Here is a 12,206-nt window from a genome sequence, read left to right as displayed (position 1 = left end):
AGGAGCTGCTTTTTATGCTGACACACGACCTACATGAAAAAATAAAGCAATACATTTCCATTTATGCTGAATTAAAATCAAAATTAAAATGGAAAGTTTCACACGATCAGATATTAATGCTCATTTCTTCTGCATATATTGTGAATAAAAGAGAGTTTGATTTTCAGCGCTTTTATGATTTGAGCAGCTATATCAAATCAAACATCGGCAGCTTCTCAACACTCATTTCACACCACCGCTTTACTGTTGCATCTATTCTGGACATTCATTTTCAGCATGAGGCAAAACAAACATTTCATACTTTTATCGATGTATACAATGAAATGGTGAAGCTAGGATATAAGCGGGATATGTTCACATACCTTTCCGCTCTGATCTTGCTCACCGGAAAATCTGAAACGACAAACCAAAAAGAACAGATGAACATGGGGCTAGCAGTTTATCAGCAGATGAAGAAAAATCATTATTTCCTCACTTCAACTCAGAATGTTCCGCTTGCCATACTGCTTGGAGAAAACGGAAAAGGTTTGCAGGCGCTACAGAAGGTGGAAACATGCTATCAGCTGCTGGCAGCCAACGGCTTTAAAAAAGGACAGTACTTACATCAGGTCAGCCATATTCTGGCCTTACAAAGTGAAAAAGAGCCCGAAATGCTTGTTTCCGCTTGCAAACAGATATATCAATCGATCACTGAATCTGTCAAAAAACCAAAGGATTATCATTATCCAGACCTTGCTCTCCTCACATTTCTGGAAGAGCCAGATATCAAAACCGTTTTGTGCATCACTGACGAATTAAACCAGGAAAAAGCTTTTAAATGGCAAAAGGAAATGAACTTTAAAATTGCTGTCAGCCTCTATCTCAGTGAGCATATGGAGAAAAATCTGCTGATGGAATCAGGACTATACACCGCTATCGAAACAGTCATTCAAGCACAGCAGGCAGCCGCGACAGCTGCCATCATCAGCTCAACAGCAGCCAGCCATACTCATGATGGAAACTAAAGGAGGAGAAACATGCCATACATCATATTAGAAGATCAGACACGCCTTTACTATGAAACACACGGGAGCGGGACGCCGATCCTGTTTATACATGGGGTGCTGATGAGCGGACAATTTTTCCACAAACAATTTTCGGTGCTTTCTGCCAATTATCAATGTATTCGTCTTGATCTTAGAGGACACGGCGAATCTGACAAAGTGCTTCACGGCCACACCATTTCCCAATATGCCCGTGACATAAGGGAATTTCTAAATGCAATGGAGCTTGATCATGTCGTTCTTGCCGGCTGGTCAATGGGTGCTTTTGTCGTATGGGATTATCTCAATCAGTTTGGGAATGATAACATTCAAGCCGCTGTGATCATCGATCAATCCGCTTCGGACTATCAATGGGAGGGCTGGGAACATGGTCCATTTGATTTTGACGGCTTAAAAACAGCGATGCACGCCATTCAAACTGACCCGCTGCCTTTCTACGAAAGCTTCATCCAGAATATGTTCGCAGAACCGCCTGCCGAGACCGAAACAGAATGGATGCTGGCAGAAATCCTCAAACAGCCGGCTGCCATTTCTAGCACGATTTTATTTAACCAAACGGCCGCTGATTACCGGGGCACCCTCCAAAACATCAATGTGCCGGCATTGCTGTGCTTCGGGGAAGACAAGAAATTTTTCTCTACAGCAGCTGGGGAACACTTGCGCAGCAATATTCCAAACGCGACACTCGTTACCTTTCCTAAAAGCAGCCATTGCCCGTTTTTAGAAGAGCCAGATGCTTTTAACAGCACACTCCTCTCCTTTTTAGATGGGGTTATTGGAAAGTCATAAAGAAAAAGGAATTAGGAGATTAGGGAAAAGTATGAGACAATAGGAAATGTGCAGTAAAATACATGAGGGAAGAAGTGACTTTATGTCTTACTATAACAAACGAAATCAAGAACCGCTGCCAAAAGAAGATGTGAGTACTTGGGAATGCACAAAAGAAGACTGTAATGGCTGGACCCGAAAAAACTTCGCCAGCAGTGATACGCCATTGTGCCCTTTGTGCGGAAGTAAAATGGTCGACGGCATCCGTTCATTAGTGAATCTCCAAAACAACAGCCAAACGAAAACAAGCTAGTTCTTCCCTATAACAAATGCAGACTCCTGCAAGCAATAAGCAAACAAACCCCGAACGGAGACAAAATTCTATATTTCAGAATAAAAACCTCTCATTGCAAGAGGCCAAATACGAAGAAAGAAGCCCAAAACTGTAAACGTTTAGGGCTTTTTCGTCTGTTTTAATGGTGTAATATGGATATAAGAGGAGCGATAACGTGATCCCAAACCAGCAGCAAAAAGACTTGAAAAAAAGAGCTGCGTTCAAAAAGCTGGATGTTGCAATGAACTTCTATGTTGAACTTCTGTTTTTGTCGGTCCCTCTGATTCATATCTTTAAATGGCTCGGATCATTAGCCCTGCACCTCATCCATTAAAAAAACCACTCAGCCCAAGCCGAGTGGTTTTTATTAGTTAATCACAGAAAAGCTGTTGATGATGCCGTTCGGATTTTCCCATACTTTTTTGAAGGTCTTATTTTCAAGGCTATAGGAATAAATCGTCCGCACCTTAGCTTCACGCCCTGTTTCGTCCTTCAGCTTTTTAGCCCCCTTGGCTTCGGCAAGAAAATAAATGTTCTTCCCATCCTTAGAAAACTGAGGCTGTGCGTCAATTAACAGCTTAAATGATTTTTGATTTGAGATGATGCCTTCATATTTTTTCGTATCCGCATTGAGCATTTGAATAGAAGCGGTTTGCTCCGTTCCTTTTTGCGTATATGATGTGAATAAAATACGTTTATCATCATCAGAAACAGCAATATCGCTGATAAATTGGTTCAGGCTTTTCAGCTCATTAAAATTATTTTGGCGGCCTTCCGCAAAATGAATCGTTGTCGGTTCAGGGTCGATGCCCTTTTCGTTTGCTTCATCTGTTTTCTTGTAGTCTTCTTCTACAGAATAATGAAGCAATGCAAATGAATCGTTTTTTTGGTTATAAAAGAAGCTGCTGACGGTGTTATCCTGATCATTAGCGGCAGGATAAAGATTTTTGTACTTTTTCGTTTTCAGATCAAAAGCGGCGATCCGAAAATTGCTTTCGTCCGCTTTTCCTAAGCGGAAATAGATGGTTGAACGGTCCTTTGATAAAAACAAACTGTCCGCACTCTCCGCGCCTTTATAAAGCACCGTCTTTTTATTAGACTTTAGATCCAGTTTAAAAAGCCTCATTTCATTCTGTTCATTATTGCCCGTATAATAGAGCACCTGCTGTTTTTGATCCAAGGCAAATGCCGGATAGCTGGTCAGCTTCTCCTCATGGATCACCTTGTCATTTTCATAATACTTTGTCAGCAGATCCGTATCTGTAATTGAAACCAGCAGCTCATCACCGCTATCGGTATTGACTGAAACATCAGCAGCCTTCTCATGGCCTTTATCCTTTGTAAAATAAAACGCAACCCCCGCGGCAGCTGCCGCTATTATCACTGCTAACAATAATATGATTCTTTTTTTCATCTTTTATCTCCACCAATAGAAAAAGCAAGAATGTCACTTCTTGCTTTCCAGATTATATATGTACACTAATAGCTGTAATGCCCCGCTACTTTACCTTTGCTTAATGGATATCCAAGCGCTTTAAACGCTTTAGGGCTAACATCCAGCACTGCATTAGGCATTCTGCCAACATCATTTTTATAAACCGTAATCACCTTTTTAGGCTTCGCTTTTGCATAAGCTCTGATTTTTGTCCCGTTTCTAGGAACATCAAATCCGATTTTGGTCGCACAATCCCAATGTCCAAGTTTCTTACCTGAAGAGCCTTTTTTCCCGACTCCATTATACCAAGTAATATTTCCGTTCACATGTTTCGCACTGGCATCTGATGAAAAACTAAAAGCTCCCAAAGTACTTCCTACTAAGATAAAAGCGGCTAAAATGACTTTCTTCAACATTTCGTCCCCCTGTTTGTTAACATCTAGGAAGATTATACACGATCAACCAGCTATTTTTTATTTCAATATCCTTACAGTAATGTTACAAAGTCAAAAAAGTTACCTCTGCTAAAATAAACCATGGAAGATTATCCTATTATAATAGCAGTATTAGCGTTATAATTATTGATAGAGTAGTTGTCGCATTCAATATGAACGAACCATTACCGTATTGTTCAAACCAAATTCATAGCTATGTAAACGATTGATACTCTCATATAAAGAAAAAAGAGTGTGCGAGACCCTTTTTTCTTCAAAGTTTCTTTTTTCAAAAAAACGTAGATTATATTATATAAAAATTTCATTTCTTTTTTGGTTTTAAAAATGGCGATTTTGTGAACAGTTCATATTGACCGGTGCGGAATTACTCACATCAAAAGTTATAGGAGTGGTAATCCATGAAGGCAGCAAGATGGCATAACCAAAAGGATATCCGTATTGAACATATCGAAGAGCCAAAAACGGAGCCGGGAAAAGTAAAGATCAAAGTCAAATGGTGCGGCATCTGCGGAAGTGATTTACACGAATATCTAGGCGGCCCGATCTTTATTCCGGTTGACAAACCGCACCCATTAACAAATGAAACGGCACCTGTCACAATGGGGCATGAATTCTCCGGTGAAGTTGTCGAAGTCGGAGAAGGCGTTGAAAATTATAAAGTTGGAGACCGCGTCGTAGTCGAGCCGATTTTTGCTACACACGGCCACCAAGGCGCCTACAACCTTGATGAACAAATGGGATTCCTCGGCTTAGCCGGCGGAGGCGGCGGTTTCTCTGAATACGTCTCTGTAGATGAAGAGCTTTTGTTCAAACTTCCTGATGAATTATCATATGAACAAGGCGCGCTCGTTGAACCTTCTGCAGTTGCTCTATACGCTGTCCGCTCAAGCAAACTCAAAGCAGGCGACAAAGCGGCTGTATTCGGCTGCGGCCCGATCGGACTTCTTGTCATTGAAGCGCTGAAGGCTGCCGGTGCAACCGATATTTACGCTGTTGAGCTTTCTCCTGAACGCCAGCAAAAAGCTGAGGAGCTTGGCGCGATCATCGTTGATCCGTCTAAAACAGACGATGTAGTCGCTGAGATTGCAGAACGTACAGGAGGCGGTGTTGACGTAGCATTTGAAGTCACTGGTGTCCCAGTGGTGTTACGACAAGCCATCCAGTCCACTACAATCGCCGGTGAAACCGTCATCGTCAGTATTTGGGAAAAAGGTGCTGAAATCCATCCGAACGATATCGTAATCAAAGAACGTACAGTAAAAGGAATTATCGGATACCGCGACATCTTCCCGGCTGTATTGTCATTAATGAAAGAAGGCTATTTCTCAGCCGACAAACTCGTAACGAAAAAAATCGTACTAGATGATTTGATCGAGGAAGGCTTCGGGGCTCTTATTAAAGAGAAAAGCCAAGTCAAAATCCTTGTTAGACCTAACTAATTTGAAACCAAAAAGAATCCGCACTCGGGTGCGGATTCTTTTTTAAATTATCCAATCACTTCAGCCCCAGAATCCTTCTTTGCCCCGCTGTGATCATAAGCGCGGAAGTTTTCCTCCAGCTGCTCAAGCGAAAGCCCTTTCGTTTCCGGCAAAAACCTCTTCACAAACAAGACAGAGCAAATTCCTAATCCAACGAAGATAAAGAACGTTGTGGACAGCCCGATAGCTGCCAGCAATATCGGAAACGTGAAACTGACTGCAAAATTCACCATCCACAGACAGAATACCGTAACACCCATTCCCAGTCCGCGAAGGCGAAGCGGGAAAATTTCAGATAGCATCAGCCAAGTCACTGGTGAAATGGCGCCCTGCTGAAAAGCAAGAAATGTGACCGTTAATGACAGGACTACATACGGAAGTGCCGGTGATCCTTCAAGTACAAGTGAGAATATCCCGATTAGCAATAATGCTGTTGTCGTACCGATCAAGCCTGTCATCAGCATCGGCCGGCGCCCCACTCTTCCCAGCAGCCAGATTCCGACGAATGTTGCCAATACCGAAATCACGCCATTCGCAATATTTCCGATTAAAGCGGCTTCCGTTTGGAAACCGGAATTTCTTAGAATTTCAGTCCCATAATACATAATCGAATTCACACCTGTAATTTGCTGTACAATCGCAATCCCTAATCCAATAAACACAATACGGCGCACCCATGGGACTGAAAGATCTTTAAATGTCGCTTTTTCAAGCTGGTCTTCTTTTTTGAAAGCGAATTCAATTTCTTGCAGCTCAGCTGCTGCCCGTTTTTCGTCCCTGATTTTTTTCAATACACGCAAAGCATCTTCTTTTCTTCCTTTAGAAACAAGCCAACGGGGACTCTCGGGCATTCTGATCATGCCGAAAAACAGGAACAAGGCTGGAAGTGACGCAATGACCAGCATAAACCTCCACACATGGGAGTTGTCTCCCATTGTTGTTCCAAGGATCGCATTAAAAACAAAGGCCAAAAGCTGTCCTGATACAATCATCAATTCGTTCTGCGTCACCATCCGTCCCCTGCTTTCCACAGGAGACATCTCTGCTAAATAGGCAGGCACCGTTACGGATGCACCCCCAACCGCAATACCGAGCACAAAACGGGAAATAATCATGACCGTAACATTTGGTGCAAACGTACACCCAATCGTTGAAATAAAAAATATAACAGCGAGGAACAAAATATTTTTGCGGCGGCCGTTAAAATCAGACATCCTGCCGCCAAACACAGCACCCAGTGCCGCTCCAAAAAGAAGTGAACTGGTGACAAGGCCTTCTGTGAAGGCATTGAGATTAAGCTGATCCGGCTCTCCCATATACGGCAAAGCTCCATTGAGCACACCGGTATCATAGCCAAAAAGAAGCCCGCCGAAAGTGGAGACTAAAATAATTGTACGTAAAAATGACATTTGATTTCCTTGTTTATTCATACTGTTTCCCCCAGTCTTTTTCAAAATGCGTATGTCAAAAACTTATTCCAGGGCTGCTGCCTTCCTCACATTTCGTAAGCAGGCTTCAGAAAATAGTTGTTCATGTTTTTATCCAATAACCTCATAACCTTCCCTTCTTCTTAGCATGTCAATCCCTATGGAAGCGATTTCATTTCTCGTTAAAAGAACAATGGTCATTTCTTTGTGCATAACCTCGTTCATTTGGTATTTATTAGTCACTTAATAGTTCAATTGTAGTGATGTTATAGTGACATTTTTGTTATATCTGATATTATCATAATTATAAAAACGCTTTCAGTCAATATAAATTTCTGAAAATTTTTTACTCTATAAAAGGAAAATCACCAATTCAAGGGGAAAATGAACGTTTTTCTTCATGAAAATGTGTGAATCAAGTCAAAAATCTTGTGATTTTCTGTTCATATCGAAAAATGAGTAAGTGTTGGGTAACTCCCACCTATTTTTCTCTGTAAAATCAAACATTCGTTCAATTGTTTCAGACTCAGGATAAAAGGAAATAGAGAAGAAAATAAAAGAAGGCTGACTTAAGGGAGGCAACCAAAATGAATGAGGGTTATATCATTGCAGGCCTTTTATTATTGACAGCGGGGATGATTGATTTTTTATGGACCACGTTATGGTTAGAGAGCGGTGCCGGCCCGATCACAAGATGCCTGTCTGCCTGGCTGTGGAAGGGCTGCCGCAAAATCAGCGGTGACCACGCAAAGGTTCTAAGTATGGCTGGTCCTCTGCTGTTATGCCTGACGTTAGTGATATGGATCAGTCTATTTTGGAGCGGGTGGGTTTTGATTTACTCGAGTGACCCTCACTCACTTATGGAAACTCAATCAAAAGAACCGGCTTCCTGGTCAGACCGAATTTATTTTTCCGGCTATGTCATGTTTACATTAGGAAATGGCGACCTCGCTCCGAACGGAGGCCTATGGAAGCTTGTCACGATTATTGAAACAGCTCAAGGACTGCTTACCATCACATTTTCTGTCACGTATTTGATTTCCGTCTTGAGTGCGGTTAATCAAAAACGCTCCTTTGCCCAAAGTGTATTAAGTCTAGGGCATGACGGAACTGAAATCGTCCATAATGCATGGAATGGCAAAGATTTTCACGACATTGATTTTCTTCTTGTCGCTGCCTCATCAGAACTGGGAAAGCTGACCGCTCAGCATAACGCCTTCCCCATCCTTCATTTTTACCACAGCACGCAGCATCAGGAATCATCCATTATAGCTGTTGCTGTATTGGATGAGGCTCTAACCATTTTCAAATACGGAATTCCTGAACAATATCAGCCGAATCAGCTTCATATCAAAGAAGCGCGCTCAAGTATCAAAAACTATCTGGATACCGTTCATACTGCCTATATCCATCCTGCAGAACAAGCGCCGCCAGAACCAGACATCTCAAAGCTTCAACAATCAGGCATACCGGCTTTATCAAAGCAAACATTTCAAATTGCCGTCAATTCAATAAAGGAACGTCGTCAATTGCTGCTGGGAATTATCCAAGCGGGGGCTCGAAAATGGCCTGTTCAGGAGCAAGCAATAGGTAATGCTTATTCTCCTAAATAAAAAAGTCCCGAGTGCTGATCACTCCGGACTTTTCACTGTATGATTCTTATACAAGCTTCTGGCCGCAATTCGGACAAAAATTGGCTTCGCCCGTTTTTGTTCCGCAGTTTGGACAGAAATTCGGTTTGCTTCCGCTGCCAGTTGACTGTGGGCCTGATGACTGTGCCTGCTGATTCTGATTCATTTGGTTCATCATCTGATTGGCCATATTCATTCCCATCATCATTCCAGCCATATCCGAAGCCGCTCCGCTTCCGCTCATCTTTCCGGATGCCATTCCATCCGTCATTGATATTTGCTGGTATCTGTTCACATCCCCAACCATACCGTAGGAAGCGTTCTTTGTAATCATATCTTGAACCTCTTGAGGATAATTAAAGCTCATGATTTGAAAACCAGTGACCGTCATCCCGTCGCTTATTAATTGCATATCTAAGTCCTCTTGAATTCCCTTGGCAATATCAAAAGCGTTTGCTTGAAGATTAAACATATCTTTCCCTTCTCTTGTGATCCACTTCATGAGAAGCTGATCCAGAATAGAAATGATACGGGTTTTAATATCCTCTACAAAATATTGATCTTTCACGCCAGCGATTTTATCAATCAGGCTGATATAGTCCTGCACCTTGAAATTAAATGTGCCGTTTGCGCGAATGGGCATCCCGCCTGGCATTCCCGCTGCCGGAATATTTATCGCCTGTTTTGTTCCCCATCTTACGGTAAATTCCTTCGTATTGACAAACAGCACCTCAGCTCGCATGCCGCTGTTAAAGCCAAACTTAAAGCCCTTTAACGTTGAAAGGAATGGAATAATTTCTGATTCAATATCATAATCGCCATCATCTTGAAAGACTCCTTCAACCCGCCCATTGTTCAAAAAGACAGCATCCTGTCCGGGACGAATGATTAAACGGCTCCCTTTTTTGATTTCACGATTGTTCCATTTATAAAAAATCATATCATCTCTAAATTCTTCCCACTCTACTACATTCGCTAATTGATTTCTGAAAAACGACATTACGCCTCTCCCTTTCTCTATTTCTTACATTTAAAAACTGCCCCGGCTCCCACTGTATGACGTGCCGCCTTTCGTAACACCGCCATCGCTGCCGCTGTCTTTATCTGATGGTTTTCTTTCTCTTGTTACAGTCGTTCTAATATAAGTGTCGTATTGATCAATCACATCAGACGTACGCTGATCCATATATGTACTTCCATTAACCGTTACTTTGCCGCCTGCATGATAAAGCATGATTGAAACCGCAATTCCCCCGACTGCGATGGCAGCAATCAGCTGAAACCACCATGTAAAGAATATGTTGTCAGGGTTTACTCCCGGTTTTATGCCCATATCTTTATAGGAAAGCTGAATATATGTCTCAAAAGCTTCAAAATAATTTTCATTGGATAAATCAGATGAAATCGTATTTCTGATGCTATTGAGCCTGCTGTTGTCCAAATACTGTTCGGCTTTTTTAAAGCCTGCGATAAACACTTCTCTGTTTGTCATATCAATCGTCAGAATGGCTGTACTGCCTTTTCCGTAACGATCATAAAAATCGCCGGTATAGTCTGCAATATCTTCACCGTTTGTGCTTTTGGTCGTAATAATGATGAAATCAGTGTCCCTCTTTGCACCCAGCTTTGCCGAGAGAGATTCAAGTTTTCCGATCTCCGCTTTTGACAATAGATGAGCGCGATCGTACACATGCTGCTGCAATTCAGAGGCTCTTACCGCTTCGATACCCAGTAAAGGCATCATGATGAAAACAGCCAGCACAACAAAGATCGCTTTCCCAAAAAATCCACGCATCAAAATCCGCCTCCCATCATCAATGAGACGAGCTTCAACGCAAGAAATGTCCCGCCTGCTATTCCGCTAAACCATGCAGCCACTTTTCCTCGACTGATCGGCGGCTTTCCAACGACCTTTCCTGTTTGCCCGTTCATCGCAAAGATATGCTCCGCTCTTTCATAATCGTAACTGACCATCCAAACAGGAAGCAAAACGTAAAAGCTGTTCACGTTTTTCGTGTGAATATGTTTGTCCCTCACATTGACTGACGTATATCCGGAAAAAGTAGAATGGATGTATGAATCTATATAACTGCTGATTTTCTCTTTTGCCCTCGGAAAAAGCTCCTCATCGGTATAATTGTACTTTTCCGCAATATAACCGGCCAAATATGCCGTTTGAAAGTCCTTCAGCTCTTCGTATGAATAAGGCTCCAATTTGTCCATTAATTCGTCTTTCATTTTTTCAGAGGCATCGACAGGGATTTTCAAATAATCGAGATTGATATCACGAAACGCTTCAAAGTGCTCTGTTTCCGTGCAAATATAATCCCCTTCTTCATATTGATGGACTCTGGTACAGTTTGCTCTCACCTGTACTTCACTATTTAAATCAAACATCCAAAATGGAATATACATGCCGGTGATGCTTTTGATACGATCAGCAGACATGAAACCTCTTGGTGTCAGAAGGCCTTTTTTGCACCACTTTCGAAATGCCTGCTCCGCTTCTTGCTTGCTGATTGTAAATGGAATGACCTTCGCCGGCGCCAAATGTCCTGATAAACGATCGGCAAGTATTGCAGCACCTCCGCAGAAGCTGCACGTCGTTGCTGTCGTTTCAGCTTCCGTGATCAAAACGGCACCGCAGTTTTCACATTGATATTCTTTTGCTTCATCATCAGAAAACCGTGCCGCAATGTTTTCTTTCGGAAGGCTTTCAATATTGTCCTGTCTTCCGCAGCTGCTGCAGGATAACGAGCCGGTTTCACTGTCAAATGCCATATCACTGCCGCAGTTCGGACACTTATAAGATATTATCATTACCGTTCCCTCTCACATCTTATGATAAAATGACGCCGCAGCCGAGAGCTGCGGCCTCCTATGTATTACTTATCGAGCATCATTTTCGCTTTTAACGCCGCAAGTTCATCATCAATCTGGCTTGAACCGCCAGTGTCATACTTTGCAGTCAGATCAGCCATATCATCCTGCGGAGCGCTGTTCAGTTCAGCCATTGCATTGGCCTGATCAAGTGCCTTATTTACTTTGTCCTCCATTCGGCCGAATGCAGACATTGATTGGCTTGTACTTGAAACAGAAGCGCCCAGTTTGTTCATTCTTTCTTGCGTTTTCGCTACTGCCCACTTCGCCTTGATCATATTTTTACGTGCTTCCAGCTCTCCAATGTCAGATACCAATTTGTCATGCATCTTTCTCATCTGTGCGGCATTGGTTGCAGCAATTTGATTCGCCGCCTGCAGCTCAGAAAGCTTTGACTCCAAAGATGTTTTTCTTTCAAGAAATTTTCTCGCATCGCTCTCATTCCCGGCTTGCAGCGCCTTCATTGCATAGCTTTCCATCTTTTCCATATCCGCCTGGCATTCGTGATATTCTCTTTTTGCTCTCTGCTCCTCGGCCATAACAGCTGCTGTTTCTGCCTTAACCTTAGCCAAATCGCTATTCATATTTCTTAAATATTGATCTACCATTTTCTCCGGATTTTCAGCCTTGTCCAATAAAGCATTGATATTCGCAGACATAATATCTTTAAATCTTCCAATTATACTCATTATATCGTTCCTCCTAAAGCTAATTCGGTAACCCTTGTTACATATACTATTTATTATCGTTAAAAG

The 12,206-nt window shown here is 42.3% G+C and carries 13 protein-coding genes; 6 read left to right on the top strand and 7 right to left on the bottom strand.

Annotated features, from left to right (window positions below):
- The first annotated feature begins 14 nt into the window (after window positions 1-14).
- The 4 genes from SB658_RS18275 to SB658_RS18260 all read left to right on the top strand — a co-directional run bounded on the left by SB658_RS18275 (window position 15) and on the right by SB658_RS18260 (window position 2,479).
- Window positions 15-1,004, top strand: a complete 990-nt coding sequence (locus SB658_RS18275) for a DUF4003 domain-containing protein (RefSeq protein ID WP_120363282.1) — start codon at window positions 15-17, stop codon at window positions 1,002-1,004.
- A gap of 12 nt (window positions 1,005-1,016) precedes the next feature.
- Window positions 1,017-1,832 carry an alpha/beta fold hydrolase gene (locus SB658_RS18270; protein WP_003244040.1) on the top strand — a complete coding sequence of 272 codons (816 nt, stop codon included), beginning with the start codon at window positions 1,017-1,019 and terminating at the stop codon, window positions 1,830-1,832.
- Window positions 1,833-1,914: 82 nt separating this feature from the next.
- A complete protein-coding gene (locus tag SB658_RS18265; RefSeq protein WP_003234008.1) occupies window positions 1,915-2,124 on the top strand; it encodes a cold-shock protein in 210 nt (69 codons plus the stop codon).
- 196 nt (window positions 2,125-2,320) lie between these two features.
- Window positions 2,321-2,479: a hypothetical protein gene (locus SB658_RS18260; RefSeq protein ID WP_003234009.1), complete on the top strand. Its 159-nt coding sequence runs from the start codon at window positions 2,321-2,323 to the stop codon at window positions 2,477-2,479.
- 33 nt (window positions 2,480-2,512) lie between these two features.
- On the opposite strand, the gene SB658_RS18255 is transcribed toward SB658_RS18260, so the two are convergent.
- Window positions 2,513-3,559 carry a PD40 domain-containing protein gene (locus SB658_RS18255; protein ID WP_108029174.1) on the bottom strand — a complete coding sequence of 349 codons (1,047 nt, stop codon included), beginning with the start codon at window positions 3,557-3,559 and terminating at the stop codon, window positions 2,513-2,515.
- A 65-nt stretch (window positions 3,560-3,624) separates the two neighbouring features.
- Entirely contained in the window at window positions 3,625-3,996 is a 372-nt protein-coding gene (gene walM, locus SB658_RS18250) for a cell wall metabolism protein WalM (protein ID WP_003234013.1), read from the bottom strand.
- A 437-nt stretch (window positions 3,997-4,433) separates the two neighbouring features.
- On the opposite strand from walM, the gene bdhA reads away from it, so the two are divergent.
- Window positions 4,434-5,474: a (R,R)-butanediol dehydrogenase gene (gene bdhA, locus SB658_RS18245; protein ID WP_003234015.1), complete on the top strand. Its 1,041-nt coding sequence runs from the start codon at window positions 4,434-4,436 to the stop codon at window positions 5,472-5,474.
- Window positions 5,475-5,521: 47 nt separating this feature from the next.
- Here bdhA and iolT read toward each other — a convergent pair whose 3' ends face one another.
- Window positions 5,522-6,943: a myo-inositol transporter IolT gene (iolT, locus tag SB658_RS18240; protein WP_003234027.1), complete on the bottom strand. Its 1,422-nt coding sequence runs from the start codon at window positions 6,941-6,943 to the stop codon at window positions 5,522-5,524.
- Between the two features lie 584 nt (window positions 6,944-7,527).
- Between iolT and SB658_RS18235 the strand changes: the two genes are divergently transcribed.
- On the top strand, window positions 7,528-8,553 hold the full coding sequence (locus SB658_RS18235) for a potassium channel family protein (protein ID WP_003242752.1): 1,026 nt from the start codon (window positions 7,528-7,530) through the stop codon (window positions 8,551-8,553).
- A gap of 46 nt (window positions 8,554-8,599) precedes the next feature.
- Here the strand turns inward: SB658_RS18235 and SB658_RS18230 are convergent, their stop codons facing one another.
- The 4 genes from SB658_RS18230 to SB658_RS18215 all read right to left on the bottom strand — a co-directional run bounded on the left by SB658_RS18230 (window position 8,600) and on the right by SB658_RS18215 (window position 12,140).
- On the bottom strand, window positions 8,600-9,571 hold the full coding sequence (locus tag SB658_RS18230; RefSeq protein ID WP_003244029.1) for an SPFH domain-containing protein: 972 nt from the start codon (window positions 9,569-9,571) through the stop codon (window positions 8,600-8,602).
- Window positions 9,572-9,601: 30 nt separating this feature from the next.
- Window positions 9,602-10,366 (bottom strand): TPM domain-containing protein, encoded by a 765-nt coding sequence (locus SB658_RS18225; RefSeq protein WP_003242723.1) that lies wholly within the window; start codon window positions 10,364-10,366, stop codon window positions 9,602-9,604.
- A complete protein-coding gene (locus tag SB658_RS18220) occupies window positions 10,366-11,391 on the bottom strand; it encodes a TFIIB-type zinc ribbon-containing protein (protein WP_038428507.1) in 1,026 nt (341 codons plus the stop codon). The genes SB658_RS18225 and SB658_RS18220 overlap by 1 nt, the downstream gene beginning before the upstream one ends.
- Before the next feature lie 65 nt (window positions 11,392-11,456).
- Window positions 11,457-12,140 carry a PspA/IM30 family protein gene (locus SB658_RS18215; protein ID WP_049140778.1) on the bottom strand — a complete coding sequence of 228 codons (684 nt, stop codon included), beginning with the start codon at window positions 12,138-12,140 and terminating at the stop codon, window positions 11,457-11,459.
- Window positions 12,141-12,206: the final 66 nt, after the last annotated feature.

It is taken from the genome of Bacillus sp. SIMBA_008 (genome assembly GCF_046535495.1).
Lineage (GTDB): Bacteria > Bacillota > Bacilli > Bacillales > Bacillaceae > Bacillus > Bacillus subtilis.
Note: the sequence above shows the minus strand (reverse complement) of the source record. Positions and strands in the feature narration are given on the sequence as shown.

What these genes read in the sequence shown, in the direction of transcription:
- SB658_RS18270 (WP_003244040.1), top strand. Translation starts at nt 1,017, where the DNA reads ATGCCATACATCATATTAGAAGATCAGACACGCCTTTACTATGAAACA.
- SB658_RS18235 (WP_003242752.1), top strand. Translation starts at nt 7,528, where the DNA reads ATGAATGAGGGTTATATCATTGCAGGCCTTTTATTATTGACAGCGGGG.
- SB658_RS18255 (WP_108029174.1), bottom strand. Translation starts at nt 3,559, where the DNA reads ATGAAAAAAAGAATCATATTATTGTTAGCAGTGATAATAGCGGCAGCT.
- SB658_RS18275 (WP_120363282.1), top strand. Translation starts at nt 15, where the DNA reads ATGCTGACACACGACCTACATGAAAAAATAAAGCAATACATTTCCATT.
- SB658_RS18225 (WP_003242723.1), bottom strand. Translation starts at nt 10,366, where the DNA reads ATGCGTGGATTTTTTGGGAAAGCGATCTTTGTTGTGCTGGCTGTTTTC.
- bdhA (WP_003234015.1), top strand. Translation starts at nt 4,434, where the DNA reads ATGAAGGCAGCAAGATGGCATAACCAAAAGGATATCCGTATTGAACAT.
- SB658_RS18265 (WP_003234008.1), top strand. Translation starts at nt 1,915, where the DNA reads ATGTCTTACTATAACAAACGAAATCAAGAACCGCTGCCAAAAGAAGAT.
- walM (WP_003234013.1), bottom strand. Translation starts at nt 3,996, where the DNA reads ATGTTGAAGAAAGTCATTTTAGCCGCTTTTATCTTAGTAGGAAGTACT.
- SB658_RS18215 (WP_049140778.1), bottom strand. Translation starts at nt 12,140, where the DNA reads ATGAGTATAATTGGAAGATTTAAAGATATTATGTCTGCGAATATCAAT.
- SB658_RS18220 (WP_038428507.1), bottom strand. Translation starts at nt 11,391, where the DNA reads ATGATAATATCTTATAAGTGTCCGAACTGCGGCAGTGATATGGCATTT.
- SB658_RS18230 (WP_003244029.1), bottom strand. Translation starts at nt 9,571, where the DNA reads ATGTCGTTTTTCAGAAATCAATTAGCGAATGTAGTAGAGTGGGAAGAA.
- iolT (WP_003234027.1), bottom strand. Translation starts at nt 6,943, where the DNA reads ATGAATAAACAAGGAAATCAAATGTCATTTTTACGTACAATTATTTTA.